Raw genomic sequence first — 21,026 nt, forward strand, 5'->3', positions numbered from 1 at the left:
CGCCGGGGCGTCCGTGCCGATGTGCCGGCGGGTGAAGGGAACGGTCACGCCTCGCCGCCCGTGAGTGCGACGTAGGCGGCGCGGTCGAGCAGACCGTCGACGTCGGCGGGCGAGACCCGCAGGCGCACGAGCCACCCGGCGAACGCGTCGGCGTTCACGAGCGACGGGTCGGCCACGACGTCCTCGTTCACCTCGAGGACCTCACCGGTCAGCGGCGCGTAGAGCTCCCCCACCGACTTGGTGGACTCGATCTCGCCGCACACCTCCCCCGCCGTCACGGCGGAGCCGACGGCCGGGAGGTCGACGTAGACGACGTCGCCGAGCTTGTCGGCCGCGTAGTCGGTGATGCCGACGGTCGCCACGTCGCCGTCCAGGGCGATCCACTCGTGCTCGTCGGTGTAGCTGAGGCTGTTCAGGTCGGTCACTTCGTCCTCCGGTAGAAAGGCAGTTCGGTCACGGTTGCGGGGATGCGGGTGCCGCGCACGTCGAGGGCGAGCTCGGTGCCCGCGGTCGCATGCGTGGGAGCGACGAGGGCCATCGCGATCGGATGCCCGAGGGTGGGGCTGAGGGCGCCGCTGGTCACCGTTCCGACCGTGGCGCCGTCCGCGTCCACGACGGCGTAGCCGGCACGGCCGGCGCGTCGGCCGTCGGAGACGAGGCCGACCAGCACGGGCGCGTCCGTCGCGACGACCGACTCGAGCGCGGCCTTGCCGACGAACTCCGCCTTGTCGACGGCGACCACACGGCCGAGACCGACCTGGACCGGGAGCAACTCGAGCGACAGCTCGTGCCCGTAGAGCGGCATACCCGCCTCGAGCCGCAGCGTGTCGCGCGCGGCCAGGCCCGCGGGGACCAGCCCGTGCGGCGCTCCGGCCTCCGTCAGCGCATCCCACAGCTCCTCGGCGCGCGACGGCTCGATGTAGAGCTCGAACCCGTCCTCGCCGGTGTAGCCGGTGCGCGCGATGAGCACGCGAGCACCGCGGAACGACCCCTCGGCCGACGCGTAGTACGGCAGATCCTCGAGCGGCCTCGTGCGCGCAGCGAGCCCCGCCGTCTGCTCCAGGATCGTCCGGGCCGACGGCCCCTGGACGGCGATCAGCGCGTACTCGTCGGTCACGTCGGTCACCGTGCCGTCGAACCCGGCGCTGCGCGCCCGGAGGGCCTCGGCGACCGGGGCGCGGTTGCCGGCGTTGGCGACGACGAAGAAGCTGTCCTCGGCGAGACGGTAGACGATCAGGTCGTCGACGATGCCGCCGGACTCGGCCAGCAGCAGGCTGTACTTGGCCTTCCCCACCGGCAGGGTCGACAGGCGCCCCGCCAGCGCGTGATCGAGCAGGGCGCCGGCGCCCGGGCCGTCGACGGCGAACTCCGCCATGTGCGAGATGTCGAACAGCCCCGCGGCGGAGCGCACGGCGTGGTGCTCCGCCAGGTCGGAGCTGTAGCGCACGGGCATCGACCAGCCGCCGAAGTCGGTGAACGACGCGCCGAGGGCGCGATGACGATCGGCGAGGGCGGTCTCGCGCGGCGGGGCTGATTCGCACGGAAGGGCTGGGTCGGTCATGAGTTCTCCCGGGCTCGGGCGGGCGGACACCGGGGACCCGGCGTCCGTGAACTCCCCCTCTGTCATTGGCCTGAGAGTTTCACCGGCCGGCGCGCGGAGCACGATCGACGGTTTTCACCTTCGGCACGGACGCCGACGCGAGGTCGAAGCCCGTTTTCCAGAGCGGCCGGGACGCGAGCGGTACGCGGACCTGAGAGATTGGCGGGGAGGCTTGCTCCTTCGGTGCCCGGGCGGTGCCGCCCGGAGCTCTCCCGCACACGTCATGCGGCCTGTCTTCAGTTGCACGGCCAGCATAGCGCGGCCTGCGCGGCGGTCCGGTCAGGCGGTGCACCGTCCGGGCTCCACAGCCGGATCCGACGCCTCGCGGCCGTCGAGGGCCGGCCGCAGCTCCGTCGTCGTCATAGCGTATCCGCGCCCCTCTCCGTCGGCGCCGCGTGCGAAGACGACGCCGACGACCCGGCCGTCGCCGTCGAGCAGCGGGCCCCCCGAGTTCCCCGGCCGCACATCGGCATCGAGCGCGTAGATGTCGCGGGGGGTGGTGGAGCGGTCGTAGATGTCGGGGACCGGCACCTCGGCGACCGACAGCACCGCGGCCGCCGTGCTCGTGAAGGGACCGCCCAGCGGGTATCCCTGGACCGCGGCCCGCGTGCCCGGCGCCGCCGGGTCGGCGATCTCGAGCGGCGCCGCATCGAGGCCGGGGACGGCGATGAGGGCGAGGTCGTCGACGGGGTCAACGTAGATGAGCCGCCCCTCCTGCACGCGCCCGCCGGGCAGCTCCACCACGGGAGCGGACACCCCCGCCACGACATGGGCGTTGGTCACGACGATGCCGTCGGCGGCCACGAACCCGGACCCCGTCATCGAGACGCCGCAGGCGTAGGCGGTGCCGCTGATGCGGGCCACCGAGGCGGAGGCCGCCTGCAGGTCGGGGTCGTCGAGCGCGATGGGCGGCTCGGTGGGCGCGACGACGGTGCCGATGACGTCGCCGAGCCGCGGCAGGGTGTCCGTCATCACCATCCCCCGCACCTGCGAGAGCGCGTCGTCCAGCGGCGCGGGGGTCAGCCGGTCGAGCACGTCCAGCACGCGGGAGGAGGCGACGGCGGGAGAGAGCACGGGGATGCCCGAGGACATCACCCCGGCCGCGACCATCACGAGCACGAGCCCCGTCGCGACGGTGGCGACCACTCCGCCCAGGAAGCGCTCCACGCCGCGGAGGGGCGTGCGGTCGACGCCGCGGCGGATCAGCGCGCCGACACCGGCGCCCAGGGCCGTGACGACGATCACGATGCCGATGACCAGGGCGGCGAGCGCGGCGCTTCGCCACATGCCGATCGGCACGACGGCCGAGACGGCGGGCGTCGCGAGCGGGACGAGCCACAGGGCGATGAACGCCCCGGCCACCATCCCGACGATGGTGCCGAGGCTCGCGAAGAACCCGCGGGCGAGACCGGTCACGAAGGCGGCGAGCAGCGCGACCACGGCGACGATGTCGACGATGAGCATGGGGGTCCTCCTGACGGGCCACGCTACCGGCCCCGGGCTCGGCATCCGCTGAATGCCCGGCGCGCGCCGTTTGCCTTCGGGTCGCAGGGACTATAAGATCGTCCCCGAGGTTATAGTCACCATGACAAGAACAAGCGCATCACCCGCCGACGACACGATCCGCGTCGCGGTGTCGACCGTCATCTTCAGCCTGCGGCGGCACCCGGACGAGGATCGCGCGCGCGTCGTGCTGCCCCTGGTCAAGCGCACCCGCGACCCGCACGAAGGGCAGTGGGCGCTTCCCGGCGGGTGGCTCGGGACCGACGAGAACCTCGAGGCGGCCGCCTCGCGGACGCTCGCCGAGACGACCACCCTGGCCCCGAGCTACCTCGAGCAGCTCTACGCGTTCGGCGACGTGGACCGCTCCCCCACGCGCGTCGTGTCCATCGTGTACTGGGCCCTCGTGCGCGAGGACGTCTCGCTGAGCTCGGAGCAGCACAACGTGGCGTGGTTCGACGCGGGAGCGCTGCCCTCGCTCGCCTTCGACCACGACCACATCGTCGACTACGCCCTCTGGCGGCTGCGCAACAAGGTCGGCTACAGCCGCATCGCCCACGGCCTCCTCCCCGCCGAGTTCACGCTCGCCGAGCTCCGCGAGGTGTACGAGGCGATCCTCGGGCGTCGCCTGGATCCCGCCAACTTCCGCCGTCAGGTCGAGAACTCCGACACCCTCATCCCCACCGACGACTTCCGCACGGGCAGCCACCGCCCCGCGCGGCTCTACCGCTACAACCACGACGTCGAGCTGGCCGACCGCGGCCCACTCCCCCAGCACTGACTGCGAAGGACAGATCATGGCAGCCTCGATCCTCACCCTCTCCCCGCGGCCCGAACAGCCGCTCCCGAAGGACCCCAGCGTCGACCACGAGATCCAGGCGATCGTCTCGGGCCGGATCGTCGCGGAGACCTGCAACACCGACCTGGCCGCCGCACCGTGGACGTTCGACACGCGCCCCGGGTACGGACCGGGCTCGTCGATGGGAGATGTCATCCCGACCGGCGCCCCGCGGCAGGGCGAGCTGCCCGAGGAGTACCGCACCGCCTCCGAGTCCGAGCTCGCCGAGCGCATCCGCGCCGCCAAGGCGACCCTCGGCGACCGCGTCGTCATCCTCGGGCACTTCTATCAGCGCGAGGAGGTCGTGACCCACGCGGACTACGTCGGCGACTCCTTCCAGCTCGCCAACGCCGCCCTGGCGCACCCCGAAGCGGAGGCGATCGTCTTCTGCGGCGTGCACTTCATGGCCGAGACCGCCGACCTGCTGTCGCGGCCCGAGCAGGCCGTGATCCTGCCGAACCTGGCGGCCGGCTGCTCCATGGCCGACATGGCGGACATCGACCAGGTCGAGGAGTGCTGGGAGCAGCTCGCCGACGTCTACGGCGACCTCGACGTCCCCGACGCCGAGGGGCTCCTGCCGGTGATCCCGGTGACGTACATGAACTCGTCCGCGGCCATCAAGGGCTTCGTCGGGCGTCACCACGGGATCGTCTGCACGTCTTCGAACGCGCGCACCGTGCTGGAGTGGGCCTTCGCCCGTGGACGGCGCGTGCTCTTCTTCCCCGATCAGCATCTCGGCCGCAACACCGCCAAGGCGATGGGCGTGCCCCTCGAGCAGATGCCCATGTGGAACCCCCGCCGCCCGCTGGGCGGTTCCACCGAGGCGCAGCTCGACGACGCGCGCGTCATCCTCTGGCACGGGTTCTGCTCCGTGCACCGGCGGTTCACCGTCGACCAGATCGCGGCGGCGCGCGCCGAGCACCCCGATGTGCGCGTCATCGTCCACCCGGAGTGCCCCATGGACGTCGTGGACGCCGCCGACGCGGCCGGGTCGACGGACTTCATCCGCAAGGCCATCCAGGCCGCGACCGAGCCGACGACCTTCGCGATCGGCACCGAGATCAACCTGGTGCAGCGGCTGGCCGCCGAGCACCCTCAGCACGAGATCTTCTGCCTCGACCCGGTCGTCTGCCCGTGCTCGACGATGTATCGCATCCACCCCGGCTACCTCGCCTGGGTGCTCGAGGGCCTCGTCGCCGGCGAGGTGCGCAACCGCATCTCGGTGACCGACGACGTCGCCGAACCGGCGCGGGTCGCGCTGGAGCGCATGCTGGCGGCGAAGCCGTGAGCGGCCGCGCACCGGCGGTCGACGTCGTCGTGGTCGGCTCGGGCATCGCGGGGCTGACCGCTGCCCTCCACGCCCACGCCGACGGGTGCCGGGTCACGGTGGTGACCAAGGGCGCGCTGAGCGACTCCAACACGCGCTACGCGCAGGGCGGGATCGCCGGAGTGACGTCGGCCGACGACAGCGTCGCCGACCATGCGCGCGACACGCTCGTGGCGGGGGCGGGACTCGCCGACGCCGCCGCGGTGGACGTGCTCGTCTCCGAGGGCCCCGCCCGTCTCGCGGAGCTGATCGAGCGGGGCGTCGCGTTCGACCGGACCGCGGACGGCGCGCTGGTGCGAGGTCTCGAGGCGGCGCACTCCGCGCCGCGGATCCTGCACGCCGGCGGGGACGCGACGGGCGCGGCCATCGAGGAGGCCCTGGTCGCCGCCCTCCGTCGCGCGTCCCGCGACGGCCGCCTGCAGATCCTGGAGCACGCCTTCCTCCTCGACCTCGCGCGGGAGCACGATGCGATCCGCGGCGTCGAGGTGCTCGTGGACGCTGACCGCCGGGTGCTCCCCGCCCGGGCCGTCGTCCTGGCCACCGGCGGTGCGGGCCAGCTGTACGCCCACACGACCAACCCCGCCGTCGCCACCGGCGACGGGATCGCCGCCGCGCTGCGGGCCGGCGTCGCGGTGAGCGACCTCGAGTTCGTGCAGTTCCATCCGACCGTGCTTCCGTCGGCGGCCGGCCACGGGGCGTTCCTCGTGTCCGAGGCGGTGCGGGGCGAAGGGGCGGTGCTCCGTGACGCCCACGGCAGCCGGTTCATGCTCGACGTCCACCCCGACGCGGAGCTGGCCCCCCGCGACGTGGTGGCGCGCGCGATCGCCGAGACCATGTCGGCGCAGGGCGGGCGGCCCGTCGTGCTCGACGCGACCGGTCTCCGCGACTCCGGTGCCGAGACCGCCTCCTTCCTCGCGCGACGATTCCCGACGATCGACGCCGCGATGCGCGCGCGGGGCCTGGACTGGGCGCGCGTCCCGGTCCCGGTCACGCCGGCGGCGCACTACCTGATGGGCGGCATCGACACCGATCTGCACGGGCGCACGAGCCTGCGCGGCCTCTACGCGGTGGGCGAGACCGCGCGCACCGGCGTGCACGGCGCGAACCGGCTGGCGTCGAACTCGCTGCTGGAGGGCGTCGTGTTCGGCGCACGGGCCGGCGACGCGCTCCGTGACGACGTCGCGTCCGGGACGTGGCCCGCCGGCGGCGGGACGTCCGACGCGACCCCCCTCGCGGAGGTGGCCGCGTCGGCGCCGGCGTTCGACCGGCGAGCGCTGCAGGAGCTGCTGTGGCGTGACGCGGGGCTGGTGCGCGACGCCGACGGGCTCCGCCGCGCGGCGTCCGTTCTGGCGGGCTGGACCGCGCAGCAGCGGGAACCTCGGACCGTCGCCGAGTGCGAGGACCGGAATCTCCTCCTGGTCGCTCAGCATCTCGTGGCGGCCGCGCTGGCGCGGCGTGGGTCTGTCGGTGCGCACTTCCGCTCCGACGCACCGTCGAGCCGAGCGTCCGCACCCCGCGGCGCCGATCGCGACACCCGGCAGCAGAGCCGCCGCAGTGCGCCGCGACGCGCACCCGAGCCCGCCCGAAAGGTCCCCGCCTGATGCTGACGCCGGCACACATCGATCGCATCGTCGCTGCGGCCCTCGAGGAGGACGCACCCTGGGGCGACCTCACCAGCGAGTACCTCATCCCGGCAGAGGCGACCGCGCAGGCCGATCTCGTCGCGCGGGAGCCGGGGGTGTTCAGCGGCGGCGCGGTCTTCGCGGGCGCCTTCCGCCTCACCGATCCCCGCATCGAGGTCGAGCTGCTCGTCGACGACGGCGCCGTCTTCGCCGCCGGCGACGCCCTGGCGACGGTGGCCGGACCCGCGCGCGGCGTGCTCACCGCGGAGCGCGTCGGTCTGAACTTCGCACAGCGGATGAGCGGCATCGCCACCCTGACGCGCCGCTACGTCGACGAGGTCTCCCACACCGGCGCGCGCATCGCGGACACCCGCAAGACCACTCCCGGCCTCCGTGCGTTCGAGCGCCACGCCGTCCGCAGCGGCGGCGGGCACAACCACCGCTTCTCGCTCTCGGACGCCGTGATGGCGAAGGACAACCACCTCGCGGTCCTCACGGCGACCGGCCCCGACGGATCCGTCTCGATCACGGATGCGCTGCGCGCGGCCGTCGCGCGGCTGCCGCACACGGTGCACCTCGAGGTGGAGGTCGACCGGCTGGACCAGATCGACCCCGTGCTCGCCGCCGGACCCGGGACGATCATGCTCGACAACTTCTCGCTCGACGACCTGCGCACCGGCGTCGCGCGCATCGCGGGCCGCGCCACCGTCGAGGCGTCGGGCGGTGTCTCGCTGGAGGGCGTCCGCGCCATCGCCGAGACGGGCGTCGACGTCATCTCGGTCGGCGCGCTCACCCACTCGGCGCCCGCGCTGGACCTCGGCCTGGACGTGCGGGTGACCGTGCCGGACGGCGACTGACGTGCTCTACCTCGATCATGCGGCGACCGCCCCCGTGCGCCCCGAGGTGCTCGAGGCGATGCTCCCCTACCTGCGCGACCGGTTCGGCAACCCGTCGAGCCATCACACGGTCGGCGAGGCGGCCGCGCATGCCCTCGACGACGCGCGGCGGCGGGTCGCCTCGGTGCTCGCGATGCGTCCGGGCGACGTCGTGTTCACCTCGGGCGGCACCGAGGCGAACAACCTCGCTCTGAAGGGGCTCTCCATCGGGGCGTCGCAGCGCTCGGGCACGCCGGTGCACCTGGTCACCACGGCGATCGAGCACGAGTCGATCCTCGCCGCCTGCGAGTACCTGGAGCGCGTGCACCGGTTCGCCGTGACGCGACTGCCGGTGTCCTCGACGGGGCGGATCGATGCCGACCACCTCCGCGACGCGCTGCACACGCGGCCGGGCGGCGCGCCGACGGCGCTGGTGAGCGTCGGCTACGCGAACAACGAGGTGGGGACCGTGCAGGACGTGGCGGGCCTGGCAGCGGTCTGCCGCGAGGCCCGCGTGCCGCTGCACCTCGACGCCGTGCAGGCCGCCGGCTGGCTGCCCCTGGCCGGCACCGGCGCCGACGCCCTGTCGATCGCCGGCCACAAGATCGGCGCCGCCCCCGGAGTCGGCGTGCTGGCCGTGCGCAGCCGGCTTCCCCTGGAGCCGCTGCTGCACGGCGGCGGACAGGAGCGCGAGCGACGCAGCGGGACCGAGAACGTCGCCGGCGCCGTGGGGTTCGCGGTCGCGCTGGAGCGCGCCGAGGCCGAGCGCGTCGACACGGCCGCGCGCACCGCGGCGCGACGCGACGCGTTCATCGCCCGCGTGCTGTCGCTCGTGCCCTCCGCCCGCCTCACCGGCGACCCGGTGGAACGTCTCCCGGGCACCGCGAGCTTCACCTTCGCGGGCGTCTCCGGCGAAGCGGTGCTCCTGGAGCTCGAACGGCGCGGCATCGTGTCCTCGAGCGGCTCCGCGTGCGCGGCGGGCAGCGACGAGCCCTCGCATGTGCTGCTCGCCCTCGGCATCGCTCCCGAGGTCGCCCAGACCGCGGTGCGCTTCACCTTCGGCCACGGCGGCGACCTCGACCTCCTGCCCGTCGCCGACGCGGTCGCCGACGCCGTCGCGGCGGTACGATCGGGCGGGTGAGCCTGCCCGCCGTCACCGTCATCGTCCCCGGCCGCGACGTCGCCGCCTACGCCGCCCAGGCCCTGGACTCGCTCCGCGCGCAGACGTTCCCCGACTGGCGTGCGATCCTCGTCGACGACGGCTCGACCGATGCCACGACGACGATCTTCGAGGCGGCCGCCGCCGGCGACTCACGATTCACCGTGATCCGTCACGACGCCCCGAGGGGCCTGGGGGCCGCCCGCAACGCCGCCCTCGACCTCGTCGACACGCCGTTCGTCGGCTTCCTCGACGCCGACGACGAGCTCACCCCCTCGGCGCTGGAGCGACTCGTGGGGACGCTGTCGGCCTCGGGCAGCGATCTGGTGGTCGGCGCATACGTGCGCCTGCGTCCGGAGACGGGACCGGGCGACACGGTCGTCTACTCCCCGGGAGTCGTGCAGCCTTGGGTGGCCGCGGCCACCGACCCCGCCCGCCGGGGCACGACGCTGGCCGCCCACCCGGAGGTGTCGGGGAACATCGTCGCCTGGTCGAAGGTGAGCCGGGTCGAGTTCTGGCGCCGTCACGGAATCCGCTTCCCGGAGGGGAAGCTCTACGAGGACCAGATCGTCGCCCAGCGGATGTACACCCTCGCGCGCGCGATCGACGTCGTCCCCGATGTCGTCGTGCTGTGGCGGGAGCGCGCGGACGGTTCGTCGATCACCCAGCACAAGGACGCGGTCGCCGTGCTCCTGGACTACCTCAATGCACTCCGCGGCGGACTCGCGGTGCTCGATGCGGCCTCGCAGCACGCGGCGGCGCGCGCGCGGGTGCGCCTGATCCTCGACATGGACACCCCGCCGCTGATCCGGATCGCGCAGGACCACCCCGACGACGCCTACCGCCGCGCACTCGGGGCGTTCGTCCGCGACTTCGCCGGCCGGGCCGACGAGGCCGGCCTCGTGCTCGACCCCGCCGCCGCCCCGCTGCTGGCCGCCGCGCGCCTGTGGTGAGCCCTCGGTCGGGCATCCAGACGGCCGGCGGAGAGGGCGCGGCCTGCTTCCCTCGTCAGCCGAGCGGCGTCCACTCCGACTCCGCGCGCGGAGGTTCGGTCACGACCACCATGGGCGCCGGCGTGTCGGACGGCGCCTGATCGGCGCGCCGGTCGGCGTGGTCCGCGGGCGGCGTCGCGGCATCGATGCCCTCGATGCGGGCCGCGGCCATCTGCTCGGCGGCCAGCTCCGCATACAGTCCCCCGCCGGCGAGGAGCTCGGCGTGCGTGCCGGACTCGACGATCCGCCCGGCATCGACCACGTGGATCACGTCGGCGCCCACCACCGTCGACAGCCGGTGCGCGATCGACAGCGTCGTGCGCCCGCGGGCGACGTTGTCGAGGGCCTCCTGCACGACGCGCTCGGAGACCGTGTCGAGCGCCGAGGTCGCCTCGTCCAGCAGCAGGATGGGCGGATCCTTCAGCAGCACCCGCGCGATCGCGATGCGCTGCTTCTCGCCGCCCGACAGGCGGTACCCCCGCTCGCCCACGACCGTGTCGTAGCCGCGTTCGAATCCGGCGATGATGTGGTGGATGTTGGCCGCGGCGCACGCGGCCTCCAGTTCCGCGTCGGTGGCGTCGGGCTTCGCGTACCGCAGGTTCTCCCGGATCGTCGCGTGGAACAGGTAGGTCTCCTGCGACACGATCCCGATGTGGTCGACGATCGACTCCTGTGTGAGCCGCCGCACGTCAGCACCGGCGAACAGCACGGCTCCCTCGGTGGCCTCGTACAGCCGGGGCGCGAGGTACAGCACGGTGGTCTTGCCCGCGCCCGACGGTCCGACGAATGCCACGTGACGTCCGGGCTCGGCCACGAAGCTCACGCCGTCGAGCGTCGCGCGGGTGTCGCCGGCGGCATCGGGATAGCGGAAGACGACGTCGCGGAACTCGATCCGCCCGATCGGTCCGGGCGCCGCCGAGACGGGGATCGCGTCCGGCGCGTCGACGATGGCCGGACGCAGATCGAGGTACTCGAAGATGCGCGCGAAGAGGGCGCGCGAGGTCTGCAGGTCGAGGGCGACGCGCATGAGGCCCATGAGCGGCTGGAGCAGCCGCGCCTGGACGGTCGTGAAGGCCACCACCGTGCCGGCCGTGATGAGCCCGGCCTCGCCCGCCAGGAGGTACCCGGCGACCAGGTAGATCACGGCGGGAACGGAGGCCATGAGCACCTGGACGACGGCGAAGAACCCCTGACCGCTCATCGCTCGGCGCACCTGGAGCTGGACCTGATTGCGGTTCTCCTCCTGGTAGCGGGCCGACTCCGAGCGCTGACGGTTGAACGCCTTCGAGAGGAGGATGCCCGACACCGAGAGCGTCTCCTGCGTGATCGAGGTGAGCTCGGACAGCGACTCCTGGGTCTGTCCCGCGATCCTGGCGCGCACCTGTCCGACGCGGCGCTGCACGATCACCAGCACCGGCATCAGCACGACCGCGATGATCGTCAGCCGCCAGTCGATGAGGATCATCGCCACGAGCGCGGAGATCACCGTGACGGCGTTTCCGAGGATGCTCGTCACGGTGTTCGTCAGCACGCCCGAGACCCCGCCCACGTCGTTCTGGAGCCGCGACTGGATGACGCCGGTCTTGGTCCGCGTGAAGAATCCGAGCTCCATCGACTGCAGGTGCTCGAACAGCTGCACGCGGAGATCGCCGGTCACCTTGTTGCCGACCGTGGCGGTCAGCCAGGTCTGGACCACGCCGATGCCGGCGGAGAGCAGGAACAGGCCGATCATCAGCAGCACCAGCACGAGCAGGAGCGGAAGATCGGGACCGGACCCGTCCACGGGGAAGAGCGCGTCGTCGAAGATCCGCTGGACGATCAGGGGCGGGATGACCCCGACCGCCGCGCCGACCACCACCAGGATCCCGGTGACGACGATGCGCGCCGTGTACGGGCGGAAGAGCGCGACCACGCGGCCGCGGAGGTCGCGGATCTGCGGGGCGTCGGCGTTGAGCCTGCGCTGAGCGTCCTCGTCGACGCCGCGGAAGCCGCGGGGCCCGCCCATGCCGCCCATGCTCATCCGTTCACTCTAATGAGCGCGGAGGACACCGGGGCCGGCCCGGGCCCCGGCAACGGGCGCTCAGCCGAGCGAGGTGACGAGGTTGATGACCGTCGCCAGGATCACCGCGCCGAACAGGTAGGCCAGCAGCGTCTGCGCGATGACGATGCGGCGGATCTCCCCCCGCGTCACGTTCGTGTCGGCGACCTGGTAGGTCATCCCGAGTCCGAGCGAGAAGTAGGCGAAGTCGGTGTACGCCGGCGGCTCCGCCTGGTTGAAGTCGATGCCGCCCTCCGGCTCGCCGTAGTACTCCCGCGCGTACCGGAGGAGGTAGTCGACCTGGATGAGCGCCCACGAGGCGGCCACCGCGACGACCGCGACCCCGGCGAGCACGAAGGCGGTCACCTCGTCGGCGTCGCGCGTCTGGACGAGCACGACGACGACGGCGCCGAGGCTCGCGACGCTGCCGAGCACCGCCACGACCCGCGCCACCCGTCTGCCGGGATCCTCGATCAGGGCGTGGGCGCGGGTCTGCGCGGCATCCATCCGCCACACCACGGCCAGCACCCAGGCCACGTCGATCGCCGCGAGGAGCGCCCATCCGGCCAGCAGCCCCGCCGCCAGCCCGAGCGCCTCCGTCACGGCCACGGCGCCGACGACGCCCGCGATCACGGCGACCGCTTCTCGCAGCGGTGCACGGGTATGGTGGAGGGCTCCCATGAGCGCTATCGTTCCACGGATCGGGAATGCCGTGTCGGCTCCCCGGGTTACCGTCGTCAGGCGCCCCCTTCGCGTGGGCGCTTCTGCTTTCCCACCACTTCATCCGCCGAGGAGACCCATGACGTCTGCGACGACGACCCGCACCGCCGCCCCCCTGCTGGCTCCCCGCGAGAGCCGCATCGTGTGGCTGCTGCTGGCGGCCGCCTTCGTCGCGATCCTCAACGAGACGACGATGGGCGTGGCGATCCCGCACCTGATCGACGACCTCGGCATCACGGCGCTGGCCGCACAGTGGCTGACCACCGCGTTCATGCTGACGATGGCGGTCGTCATCCCGATCACCGGCTTCCTGCTGCGCCGCTTCACGACGCGGCAGGTGTTCATCACCGCGATGAGCCTCTTCTCCCTCGGAACGCTGATCGCCCTCCTCGCCCCGGGGTTCGGCGTGCTGCTCGTGGCGCGCGTCGTGCAGGCGATGGGCACCGCGATCATGATGCCCCTGCTGATGACGACGCTCATGACGATCGTCCCGGCCCACTCGCGCGGCCGCATGATGGGCCGCGTCTCCATCGTGATGTCCCTGGCGCCGGCCATCGGTCCCACGCTGTCGGGCGTGCTGCTGGAGACCCTCAGCTGGCGCTGGATCTTCGGCATCGTGCTGCCGATCGCCCTCGTCGCGCTCGCGATGGGCGCCCGGTGGATCCAGAACCTCGGTGAGACCACCCACGCGCCGATCGACGTGCTCTCCATCGTGCTGTCCGCGTTCGGCTTCGGCGGCATCGTCTACGGGCTCAGCCAGATCGGCGGGGCGGCCGCGCACGGCGGCACGGCCGCCGAGACGGCCGCCCAGAACTCGTCGACCCTCGCGCTGGTCGTCTCGTTCGTCGTCGGGATCATCGCCCTCGGCCTGTTCCTGTGGCGGCAGGTGCTGCTGCAGCGCGCCGACGACGCGCTCCTCGACCTCCGCGTGTTCCGCGACCGCAACTTCTCCCTCGCGATCGGACAGATGGCCCTGCTGTCGCTGGCGTTCTTCGGGACGATCACGGTGCTGCCGCTGTACATGCAGCGCGCGCTCGAGTACAACGCCCTCGAGACGGGCCTGGCGGTGCTCCCCGGGTCGCTCCTCATGGGCGTCGCGGGACCGTTCATCGGCCGCGTCTACGACGCGCGCGGCACGCGGGTGCTGCTGGTGCCCGGCGCGATCCTCGCCGTAGCGGTGCTGTGGCTGTTCGCGCTGACGTTCACCGCCACCACGCCGATCTGGTTCATCGTGATCGCGCAGACGATCCTGTCGCTCGGTCTCGCGCTCTCGTTCACTCCGCTGTTCACGGCCTCGCTGGGGTCGCTCCAGCCGCGGTTCTACGCCTACGGCTCGGCAGTGCTGGGCACGGTGCAGCAGGTCGCCGGCGCGGCAGGGATCGCTGTCATGATCACCGTCATGTCGGCGGTCTCGGTCTCGGCCCAGGAGTCGGGCGTCGTCGAGACGGCAGCCGAGGCCCAGGGGGCGCACGCCGCCTTCCTGCTCGCGGCGATCGTGTCCCTGCCCCTCCTCATCGGCGCCCTCCTCATCCGCAAGCCCGAGGACGCGCCGGGCGGCGCAGAGGGTGCGCCCGTCGGTCACTGACACAGACGGGTCGTCGACGCCCGTCGCGCACCGACCTTCGCGACGTATCTGAGGTGGCATGACGGGCCTCCTGCGAGTAAGCCGGTATCACCGCATTCTCCAGGAGGCCCCCATGCTCATCCGCACGCCCGATCCCGAGACGGCAGACGGCGTCGTCGCCGACTTCTACCGCAGCGATCTCGACGACGACGGATTCGTGTTCAGCCATACCCGCGCGATGGCGGTGAACCCGGAAGCGCTGGCCGCGTTCGAGACCCTCGTGCACGCCATCGTCCCCTCGATCGGGGTGCGCACGTACGAGCTCGTGACGCTGGCCGCGGCGGGCGCCCTCCGCTCGCCCCACTGCCTGCTCGCGCACGGACGCAAGGCGCTGCGGACGGGTGCGCTCGACGAGGATCAGCTGGAGGGCGTGGCGTACGAGGGCGACCACCCCGAGCTCAGCGACGCCGACCGCGCGGTCATGCGCTTCGCCCGACGCGTGTCGACGGAGCCGACCGCCATGACCGACGCGGATGCCCAGGAGCTGCGCGACGCCGGATTCGACGACCGGCAGATCGTCGACATCACGCTCGCCGCCGCGGCGCGGAACTACTTCAGTCGCACCCTCCAGGCCCTCGCCGTGCCGGTCGAGACCGACCTCGTGGGGCTGAGTCCACGGCTGCGCGACGCGCTGCTGTCGCCCACGCGCGGATGACGCGCCCGCGCCGCGGGGCGCGCAGCGTCAGCGTCAGCGTCCGTCGAGCGCGGTAGCGAGCGCGCCCGACTCCTGAGCGATCGTCGCTTCCGGCACGAGGTCGGACGCACCCGCGGTCAGGGTGTCCGTCCACGCCTGGAGGATCGACGCCGCGTCGCCCGAATCGACGAGCTCCGCCTGAAGGCGCTCGAGCTCCGCCGCGTACAGTGCCTGGAACCGGTCGGACGCGAGGAAGCGCTCAGCGAGGATGTTGGATCCGCCGCCGCGGCCGGGTCCGCCCACGTCCGCGGCCGTCTGCGCGTCCCCGTCACCCTCGGCCGGCGGCTCGCGCAGCTGGTCCCCCTGCTCGCCGCGACCACCACCGCCGTCGCCCGGGACCTGACCCATCCCTCCTCCGCCGGGACTCGCGCCGAACGCGAGGTTGAGGTCCCAGGTGACGACGGTCATCAGTCCGGTGTCGGGATCGTAGGAGAGGTACGAGTTGTTGCCCGGCCCGTCGATGTCGTCGAAGTTGTCGACGAGCTCCTGGAAGGCCAGATAGGTCGCGAAGGCGTCCACGTCGAGGTGCGCGCCGAGCTCGGCCGCGAAGGTCGCGTCGGAGGCCTCGTTGATCCACTCCAGAAAGTCGATGAGCGGAGTCAGGTCGTCCTCCCCCGCCTCCTGGTCGAACACGTCCTCGTATGCGGACGCCTCCTGGCCGCGGTAGCTGTAGTCACCACCCGCCTCCGCCTTGTAGAGCAGCACGTCGCCGAGCTCCCGCTCGGCCCACTCGTCGCCCGGGTTCTCGATCACGAGACGCAGGGTCTCGGCCGACCCGTCGACGCTGAACCTCGTCGCGATGGCCGCCTCCGACGCCAGCCCCGTCTGCGCGAGGAGGTCGAGCGCCAGCGCCTCGTTGAGCGAGGTCTCCGAGCTGTTGCCGCGCACCACGAGCTCGGTCGTGCCGTCGAGGCTCTGCCCATCGACGAACTTGTCGAGGCGGATGATCCACGGGAGATCCTGCGGGTGCTGCGAACTGAGCGCGGCGTCGGCGCCGGTCGAGAGTGCCCGCAGCGAGGAGTTGCCCTTGAGCTTGAGCCCGACGTCGTCGAACGTCTGGCCGTCGATCGTGACCGCCGCCGTGATCCAGATCTTCTCGCCCGTCGACAGATACGTCTCGATCAGGTCGTCGTAGTCGGCGTCGTCGTACGACACGGAGACGGAGTGGACGGTGGTCGAATCCCAGAGTTCCGATGCGGCCGCGTCGGACGTGGCCGGGGCGTCAGAGCCCGACGACGCGTCCACCCCATCGTCTCCGGCGGCGCATCCGGTGAGGATGAGGGCCGTCAGGCCGACGAGAACACTGACGCGGGCGATACGAGGGGCTGCCATTCCCCCAGATCAGCCGACGCGCCTATGCGTCAGCCCGCATGCGGATATGACCGCCGTACGAACGAGGCGGCGCGTGCCGACCGCGTCAGCTGCAGCAGCCGCCGCCGCAGCAGGAGGCGCCCTCGGAGACGACCTCGATGAGGTTCTTCTCGTCGGCAACGGGCTGCAGCTGCGGGGTGGGGAGATTCGAGGTGGCCATACCGCCATCCTACGACGTGCCGCCGGGACGGGACCCGTGCCGGCGCCGTGTCTGTCAACCCCCTCGGATCCAGCGCGGGCCGCGCCTAGCGTGAGGCCATGGCAACTCTCACCGGTAAGAAGATCGCGTTCCTGGCCACCGACGGATTCGAGGACAGCGAGCTGACCTCTCCCTGGCAGGCGGTGACGGAGGCCGGCGGATCGCCGGTCATGATCGCTCCGGCGTCGGACCCCATCACCGGCAAGAACGGGCACGAGCAGCCGGTCGATGCCACCTCGGGTGACGTCGACGCGTCGGACTTCGACGCGCTGGTGCTCCCGGGCGGGGTCGTGAACGCCGACCACCTCCGACTCGACGAAGCCGCCGTCCGCTTCACGCGGGACTTCTTCGCCCAGCACAAGCCCGTCGCGGCGATCTGCCATGCCGCGTGGATCCTCGCCGAGGCCGAGGTGCTCGACGGACGCACGCTCACCAGCTACCCGAGCCTGCGCACGGACCTCACCAACGCCGGCGCGACCTGGGTAGACGAGGAGGTCGTCGTCGACGAGGGCCTCGTCTCGAGCCGCACCCCCGACGACCTTCCCGCCTTCAACGCGAAGCTCGTCGAGGAGATCTCCGAGGGCAAGCACGACGGTCAGACCACCTGACGTGAGCGGTCGGCCGTTCGGGTTCTCAGTCCGGGCGACCGAACTCCGCCGCGTGCTTCTCGACCTCCACCGCGACGTCTTCGGCAGTCCGGCCCGTGACATCGATGACGCGGTGCGTGTCGACCCACGGCGCCATCGCGCGCCCGGCCACGTCGGCCCAGCTCGGCTCCGGGAGATGCACGAAGCCCCGCTGTCGATCGCGCAGCCGCGACGCGTGGCCCTCGGAATCGGTCATCGTCAGCACCACCCAGCACAACGGCGCACCCGCTGAGGCCGCAGCTCTGCGCCACGTGTCACGGGCGGGCTCGCTGTCGTTGACGGCATCGACGACGACGCTGCTGCCCGCCCGCAGGTTGAGTTCCGCCAGGGCGCCGACGGCTTCATACGCGGCGACACCGGTCTCCCATCCGCGCGGGAGGCCTGCCGCGAGCAGGGCGTCCTCCACCGTGTCGATCGACAGCCGCACTGCTCCGAGTCGTGCGCCCACGAGATCGGCGGCGGTCGTCTTGCCCACTCCGGGCAACCCGGAGATCACGATGAGCATCGGTCGCGTCGTTGGTGAGCGGAACTCCACCGGGTTGCGTCACGGATAGGCATCTGCCTCGCCGCCGTCGACCATCGGGACAGCGACGAACCGGGGAGGCGGATCCGACGCCAAGCGGCCGTAGGTATCGACATCGACCCGCTGTCCGTCGAGGAGGAACTTCGCGCGCTCCGTCCCTTCCTTGACGAAACCCGCATGTCGGGCGATCGCACCGGACGCGGGGTTGTTGACACGATGACCCAGTTCGAGGCGTTGCAGTCCGCGCACCGCCAGCGCCCACTCCGCGACGGTAGCGGCGGCACGAGACATCCAGCCACGACCTCGCGCGGCATCCGACATCCAGTACCAGAACCATCCGTTGCGGTTCGCTTCGTCGACGGTCACGCAGACGAGGCCGACAAGCGTGTCGCCTGCCGCCACAGCCCACGCCTCATGCGGGGAGTCGGCTGCAATCAGGCGGGCAACGTAGTGCTCAGCTTCCACCACAGTCGACACCTCACCTTGGCGCACCATGTCCGCGTTCGACTCGAACGCGTCGAAGACAGCGCAAGCATCAGTCGGCCGAAGCCGCCGGAGTACGACGGACGGCTCGCTCACGCCACCCTGAGCGGGGTGATGGATGCGCCCGGGTGAATCGGGGGAATCCTGTCAGTGAGAGTCAACGATCTCCACCTCCTTGGCCCCGCTTCGGTCGACGCGAAGCAGATCCGCCACTGGTCATTGATCCTGATGCTCTTGCCGACCCGGTCACCCTTCAGCGCTCAACGCTAGTTGTTGAACCGGAACTCCACGACGTCGCCGTCCTGCATGACGTAGTCCTTGCCCTCCAGGCGCGCCTTGCCCTTGGCGCGGGCCTCGACCACCGACCCGGTCGCGACGAGGTCGTCGAACGAGATGACCTCCGCCTTGATGAAGCCCTTCTCGAAGTCGGTGTGGATGACGCCCGCGGCCTGCGGCGCCTTCCAGCCCTTGCCGATGGTCCAGGCGCGCGCCTCCTTCGGCCCGGCGGTGAGGTAGGTCTGCAGTCCGAGGGTGTCGAACCCGATCCGCGCGAGCTGATCGAGCCCCGACTCCTCCTGGCCGGTCGACGCCAGCAGTTCGGCGGCGTCCTCCGGGTCGAGGTCGATGAGCTCGGACTCGATCTTCGCGTCGAGGAACACCGCCTTCGCGGGCGCGACGAGCGCAGCCAGCTCGGCGGTGCGGGCGGCGTCGGTGAGGACGGCCTCGTCGACGTTGAAGACGAAGATGAAGGGCTTGGCGGTCAGGAGGCCGAGCTCCTTGATGGGTGCCAGGTCGATCTTCGACGCCGACAGCAGCTCACCGCGCTGGAGCGCCTCCTGCGCCTGCTGCGCGGTCTCCAGGACGACGGGGTCGAGCTTCTTGCCGCGCACCTCCTTCTCGTAGCGGGAGATGGCCCGCTCGAGCGTCTCGAGGTCGGCGAGCTGCAGTTCGGCGTTGATCGTCTCCATGTCGGAGGCGGGATCGACCTTGCCGTCGACGTGGACGACGTCGCCGTCGGCGAATCCGCGGACGACCTGGGCGATGGCGTCGGCCTCGCGGATGTTGGCGAGGAACTTGTTGCCGAGACCCTCGCCCTCGCTCGCGCCGCGGACGATGCCCGCGATGTCGACGAACGAGACGGCCGCGGGGAGGATCCGCTCGGAGTGGAAGATCTCGGCCAGCGTGTTCAGGCGCGGATCCGGGAGGTTCACGACGCCGACGTTGGGCTCGATCGTCGCGAACGGGTAGTTCGCCGCGAGCACCTGGTTCTTGGTCAGCGCATTGAAGAGCGTCGACTTGCCGACGTTGGGGAGACCGACGATTCCGATGGTAAGAGCCACGGGAGGTCAGTCTACGTGGCCGGAGAGTCTCCCTCCGGCGACCCCTCGCGGGCGGCCCCGCTGTGGAGTGATGCGACCCGCGCCGATCACGACGGCGGGCCCGAGGGGTCGACGCGCCAGTGCTGCAGCACGTGCCCCGACTCCTCCCACACGCGCGTCCCGAGGAGCTTCAGCGCCACCGGCGGTCGCTCGTCGAACAGATGCACGCCTCGCCCGCCGATGAGCGGGAACGTCACGAGCATGAGCTCGTCGACGAGCTGGGCGTGCATGAGGTCGTTCCACAGCAGTCGTCCCGCGATGACGACGATGCCGCGTCCCTCCTCCGCCTTGAGCGCCCGCACGACGTCACGGCTCTCGGCGAGTCGCACGATGCGGGTGTTCGGCGCGTCCTCGACATCCGACGGCTGCAGCGTGTCGGAGACGACGACCTTGTCGATGTCGAAGAACCGCTCGGCGAAGCGGCGCCGGATCTCGGTGGCCTCCGGGTTCCCGCGCACGCTCGACCAGTAGTCCACCTGACCGCGGAAGGAGCGTCTGCCCGCGAGGAGCAGGATGTCGGCGTCGTCCACCAGATCGGTGTTGTGGAAATCGAAGGTGTCTGACCCGTGATAGTCGGGATGCCAGTGCTCGAACAGGGATCCGATGTCGTGGGCGTCGTCCTCGTAGACGCCGTCGATCGTCGCGAAGTTGCAGACGGTCAGAGTGCGCACGTCACGGCCCCTCTGCGCGGTAGGCGCGGGTCACGTACGGCAGCGGGACGCGGACGTCACCGACCGCGCCGATCTCGTCGAACAGCTCGCCGATCTCGCGCTCGATGCGCGCGCGCTCCGAGGCGCCGGCGGTGATGACGTAGCTGCGCGAGCGCACCATCGCCGTCAGCGTCTCCCGCGTGACCGCACGCTCCCAGGACCATCGGCGCTCCTCGAGCCGCTCGAACGGCGGGCCGACGGGTGGGTCGCCGGCCGCGAGGAGCGTCTCGGCGTGGCTTCCGCGCATGGCCGCCGTGAGACGTGCGACCCACGGCACCGTCTCGTCACGGATGTTCCAGACGAGACCGAGCACGCCTCCGGGCCGCAGCACGCGCGCGACCTCTCTGCTGCCGGCTGCGGGGTCGACCCAGTGCCAGGCCTGCCCCAGCACGACGGCGTCGACCGAGGCGTCGGGCAGCGGCAGCGCCTCCGCGGACCCGACGAAGGTGGGCACGTCGGGAATCGCGGCGTGGAGGGTCGCGAGCATGTCGGCGTCGGGATCGATCGCGACCGTCTCCGCGCCGAGGTCGCGCAGCGTGCGCGTGAGCTTGCCGGTGCCCGCCCCGACGTCGGCCACGCGCGGCGGCGCGGCACCGGATGCCGGTGCGAGGAGCCAGGACACGGCCTCGGCGGGGTATCCCGGCCTTCCGGCCTCGTAGATCCCGGCGACCTGACCGAAGGACGTGGAGAGCTTCTGCGCGTTCACCATGACCCGACCATACGCC

At 71.8% G+C, this 21,026-nt stretch carries 20 protein-coding genes, 1 pseudogene and 1 riboswitch; of the genes and pseudogenes, 9 read left to right on the plus strand and 12 right to left on the minus strand.

Features of this window, described 5'->3' with window-relative positions:
- Nucleotides 1–44: 44 nt before the first annotated feature.
- The 3 genes from gcvH to ACPWUT_RS08690 form a co-directional block, all read right to left on the minus strand.
- Nucleotides 45–425: a glycine cleavage system protein GcvH gene (gcvH, locus tag ACPWUT_RS08680; protein ID WP_284527578.1), complete on the minus strand. Its 381-nt coding sequence runs from the start codon at nucleotides 423–425 to the stop codon at nucleotides 45–47.
- Nucleotides 422–1,561: a glycine cleavage system aminomethyltransferase GcvT gene (gene gcvT / locus ACPWUT_RS08685; protein ID WP_425836580.1), complete on the minus strand. Its 1,140-nt coding sequence runs from the start codon at nucleotides 1,559–1,561 to the stop codon at nucleotides 422–424. The genes gcvH and gcvT overlap by 4 nt, the downstream gene beginning before the upstream one ends.
- A 168-nt stretch (nucleotides 1,562–1,729) precedes the next feature.
- A riboswitch (glycine riboswitch) is annotated at nucleotides 1,730–1,825 on the minus strand.
- Between the two features lie 54 nt (nucleotides 1,826–1,879).
- Nucleotides 1,880–3,064, minus strand: coding sequence for a MarP family serine protease (locus ACPWUT_RS08690; protein ID WP_425836583.1), 1,185 nt, complete (start codon nucleotides 3,062–3,064; stop codon nucleotides 1,880–1,882).
- 121 nt (nucleotides 3,065–3,185) lie between these two features.
- Between ACPWUT_RS08690 and ACPWUT_RS08695 the strand changes: the two genes are divergently transcribed.
- The 6 genes from ACPWUT_RS08695 to ACPWUT_RS08720 are packed head-to-tail and all read left to right on the plus strand — an operon-like array spanning nucleotide 3,186 to nucleotide 9,874.
- Nucleotides 3,186–3,881: an NUDIX hydrolase gene (locus tag ACPWUT_RS08695; protein WP_425836586.1), complete on the plus strand. Its 696-nt coding sequence runs from the start codon at nucleotides 3,186–3,188 to the stop codon at nucleotides 3,879–3,881.
- Between the two features lie 16 nt (nucleotides 3,882–3,897).
- A complete protein-coding gene (gene nadA / locus ACPWUT_RS08700) occupies nucleotides 3,898–5,226 on the plus strand; it encodes a quinolinate synthase NadA (protein ID WP_425836589.1) in 1,329 nt (442 codons plus the stop codon).
- On the plus strand, nucleotides 5,223–6,866 hold the full coding sequence (gene nadB / locus ACPWUT_RS08705) for an L-aspartate oxidase (RefSeq protein ID WP_425836592.1): 1,644 nt from the start codon (nucleotides 5,223–5,225) through the stop codon (nucleotides 6,864–6,866). The genes nadA and nadB overlap by 4 nt, the downstream gene beginning before the upstream one ends.
- Nucleotides 6,866–7,744, plus strand: coding sequence for a carboxylating nicotinate-nucleotide diphosphorylase (nadC, locus tag ACPWUT_RS08710; RefSeq protein ID WP_425836595.1), 879 nt, complete (start codon nucleotides 6,866–6,868; stop codon nucleotides 7,742–7,744). The genes nadB and nadC overlap by 1 nt, the downstream gene beginning before the upstream one ends.
- Nucleotide 7,745: 1 nt before the next feature.
- Nucleotides 7,746–8,903 carry a cysteine desulfurase family protein gene (locus ACPWUT_RS08715; protein ID WP_425836598.1) on the plus strand — a complete coding sequence of 386 codons (1,158 nt, stop codon included), beginning with the start codon at nucleotides 7,746–7,748 and terminating at the stop codon, nucleotides 8,901–8,903.
- The gene (locus ACPWUT_RS08720) at nucleotides 8,900–9,874 is read left to right on the plus strand and encodes a glycosyltransferase family 2 protein (protein ID WP_425836601.1); all 975 of its coding nucleotides are present in this window, start codon (nucleotides 8,900–8,902) and stop codon (nucleotides 9,872–9,874) included. Before ACPWUT_RS08715 ends, ACPWUT_RS08720 begins: the two co-directional genes overlap by 4 nt.
- A 55-nt stretch (nucleotides 9,875–9,929) precedes the next feature.
- Here ACPWUT_RS08720 and ACPWUT_RS08725 read toward each other — a convergent pair whose 3' ends face one another.
- Together ACPWUT_RS08725 and ACPWUT_RS08730 are read right to left on the minus strand one after the other, a co-directional pair.
- Nucleotides 9,930–11,927 (minus strand): ABC transporter ATP-binding protein, encoded by a 1,998-nt coding sequence (locus ACPWUT_RS08725; RefSeq protein WP_425842232.1) that lies wholly within the window; start codon nucleotides 11,925–11,927, stop codon nucleotides 9,930–9,932.
- Between the two features lie 66 nt (nucleotides 11,928–11,993).
- Nucleotides 11,994–12,632: a DUF1345 domain-containing protein gene (locus tag ACPWUT_RS08730; protein WP_284527587.1), complete on the minus strand. Its 639-nt coding sequence runs from the start codon at nucleotides 12,630–12,632 to the stop codon at nucleotides 11,994–11,996.
- A 118-nt stretch (nucleotides 12,633–12,750) separates the two neighbouring features.
- Here ACPWUT_RS08730 and ACPWUT_RS08735 point away from each other — a divergent pair, with 118 nt between their 5' ends.
- Together ACPWUT_RS08735 and ACPWUT_RS08740 are read left to right on the plus strand one after the other, a co-directional pair.
- Nucleotides 12,751–14,256, plus strand: a complete 1,506-nt coding sequence (locus ACPWUT_RS08735; RefSeq protein WP_284527588.1) for an MDR family MFS transporter — start codon at nucleotides 12,751–12,753, stop codon at nucleotides 14,254–14,256.
- A 112-nt stretch (nucleotides 14,257–14,368) separates the two neighbouring features.
- Nucleotides 14,369–14,950, plus strand: a complete 582-nt coding sequence (locus ACPWUT_RS08740) for a carboxymuconolactone decarboxylase family protein (RefSeq protein WP_284527589.1) — start codon at nucleotides 14,369–14,371, stop codon at nucleotides 14,948–14,950.
- A 33-nt stretch (nucleotides 14,951–14,983) separates the two neighbouring features.
- Here ACPWUT_RS08740 and ACPWUT_RS08745 read toward each other — a convergent pair whose 3' ends face one another.
- Entirely contained in the window at nucleotides 14,984–16,321 is a 1,338-nt protein-coding gene (locus ACPWUT_RS08745) for a CotH kinase family protein (protein WP_425836606.1), read from the minus strand.
- Between the two features lie 297 nt (nucleotides 16,322–16,618).
- Here ACPWUT_RS08745 and ACPWUT_RS08750 point away from each other — a divergent pair, with 297 nt between their 5' ends.
- On the plus strand, nucleotides 16,619–17,167 hold the full coding sequence (locus tag ACPWUT_RS08750; RefSeq protein ID WP_284527591.1) for a type 1 glutamine amidotransferase domain-containing protein: 549 nt from the start codon (nucleotides 16,619–16,621) through the stop codon (nucleotides 17,165–17,167).
- Nucleotides 17,168–17,192: 25 nt separating this feature from the next.
- On the opposite strand, the gene ACPWUT_RS08755 is transcribed toward ACPWUT_RS08750, so the two are convergent.
- The 6 genes and pseudogenes from ACPWUT_RS08755 to ACPWUT_RS08780 all read right to left on the minus strand — a co-directional run bounded on the left by ACPWUT_RS08755 (nucleotide 17,193) and on the right by ACPWUT_RS08780 (nucleotide 21,010).
- A complete protein-coding gene (locus ACPWUT_RS08755; RefSeq protein WP_425836610.1) occupies nucleotides 17,193–17,711 on the minus strand; it encodes an AAA family ATPase in 519 nt (172 codons plus the stop codon).
- A 39-nt stretch (nucleotides 17,712–17,750) separates the two neighbouring features.
- Nucleotides 17,751–18,308, minus strand: a complete 558-nt coding sequence (locus ACPWUT_RS08760; protein WP_425836613.1) for a GNAT family N-acetyltransferase — start codon at nucleotides 18,306–18,308, stop codon at nucleotides 17,751–17,753.
- 51 nt (nucleotides 18,309–18,359) lie between these two features.
- Nucleotides 18,360–18,472, minus strand: a pseudogene (locus ACPWUT_RS08765) (type II toxin-antitoxin system RelE/ParE family toxin); the annotation flags it as partial.
- A gap of 6 nt (nucleotides 18,473–18,478) precedes the next feature.
- Nucleotides 18,479–19,552 carry a redox-regulated ATPase YchF gene (gene ychF / locus ACPWUT_RS08770; protein WP_284527598.1) on the minus strand — a complete coding sequence of 358 codons (1,074 nt, stop codon included), beginning with the start codon at nucleotides 19,550–19,552 and terminating at the stop codon, nucleotides 18,479–18,481.
- Between the two features lie 86 nt (nucleotides 19,553–19,638).
- On the minus strand, nucleotides 19,639–20,262 hold the full coding sequence (locus tag ACPWUT_RS08775; RefSeq protein WP_425836618.1) for a dihydrofolate reductase family protein: 624 nt from the start codon (nucleotides 20,260–20,262) through the stop codon (nucleotides 19,639–19,641).
- A 1-nt stretch (nucleotide 20,263) separates the two neighbouring features.
- Nucleotides 20,264–21,010 (minus strand): methyltransferase domain-containing protein, encoded by a 747-nt coding sequence (locus ACPWUT_RS08780; RefSeq protein WP_425836621.1) that lies wholly within the window; start codon nucleotides 21,008–21,010, stop codon nucleotides 20,264–20,266.
- Between the last annotated feature and the right edge of the window lie 16 nt (nucleotides 21,011–21,026).

Source organism: Microbacterium sp. PA5 (assembly GCF_049860775.1).
Taxonomy (GTDB): Bacteria; Actinomycetota; Actinomycetes; order Actinomycetales; family Microbacteriaceae; genus Microbacterium.

Excerpts from the sequence above, each read along its gene's own strand:
- gcvT (WP_425836580.1), bottom strand. The coding sequence starts at position 1,561 with ATGACCGACCCAGCCCTTCCGTGCGAATCAGCCCCGCCGCGCGAGACC.
- ACPWUT_RS08690 (WP_425836583.1), bottom strand. The coding sequence starts at position 3,064 with ATGCTCATCGTCGACATCGTCGCCGTGGTCGCGCTGCTCGCCGCCTTC.
- ACPWUT_RS08695 (WP_425836586.1), top strand. The coding sequence starts at position 3,186 with ATGACAAGAACAAGCGCATCACCCGCCGACGACACGATCCGCGTCGCG.
- nadA (WP_425836589.1), top strand. The coding sequence starts at position 3,898 with ATGGCAGCCTCGATCCTCACCCTCTCCCCGCGGCCCGAACAGCCGCTC.
- nadC (WP_425836595.1), top strand. The coding sequence starts at position 6,866 with ATGCTGACGCCGGCACACATCGATCGCATCGTCGCTGCGGCCCTCGAG.
- ACPWUT_RS08725 (WP_425842232.1), bottom strand. The coding sequence starts at position 11,927 with ATGGGCGGCATGGGCGGGCCCCGCGGCTTCCGCGGCGTCGACGAGGAC.
- ACPWUT_RS08730 (WP_284527587.1), bottom strand. The coding sequence starts at position 12,632 with ATGGGAGCCCTCCACCATACCCGTGCACCGCTGCGAGAAGCGGTCGCC.
- ACPWUT_RS08735 (WP_284527588.1), top strand. The coding sequence starts at position 12,751 with ATGACGTCTGCGACGACGACCCGCACCGCCGCCCCCCTGCTGGCTCCC.
- ACPWUT_RS08740 (WP_284527589.1), top strand. The coding sequence starts at position 14,369 with ATGCTCATCCGCACGCCCGATCCCGAGACGGCAGACGGCGTCGTCGCC.
- ACPWUT_RS08745 (WP_425836606.1), bottom strand. The coding sequence starts at position 16,321 with ATGGCAGCCCCTCGTATCGCCCGCGTCAGTGTTCTCGTCGGCCTGACG.
- ACPWUT_RS08750 (WP_284527591.1), top strand. The coding sequence starts at position 16,619 with ATGGCAACTCTCACCGGTAAGAAGATCGCGTTCCTGGCCACCGACGGA.
- ACPWUT_RS08755 (WP_425836610.1), bottom strand. The coding sequence starts at position 17,711 with ATGCTCATCGTGATCTCCGGGTTGCCCGGAGTGGGCAAGACGACCGCC.
- ACPWUT_RS08780 (WP_425836621.1), bottom strand. The coding sequence starts at position 21,010 with ATGGTGAACGCGCAGAAGCTCTCCACGTCCTTCGGTCAGGTCGCCGGG.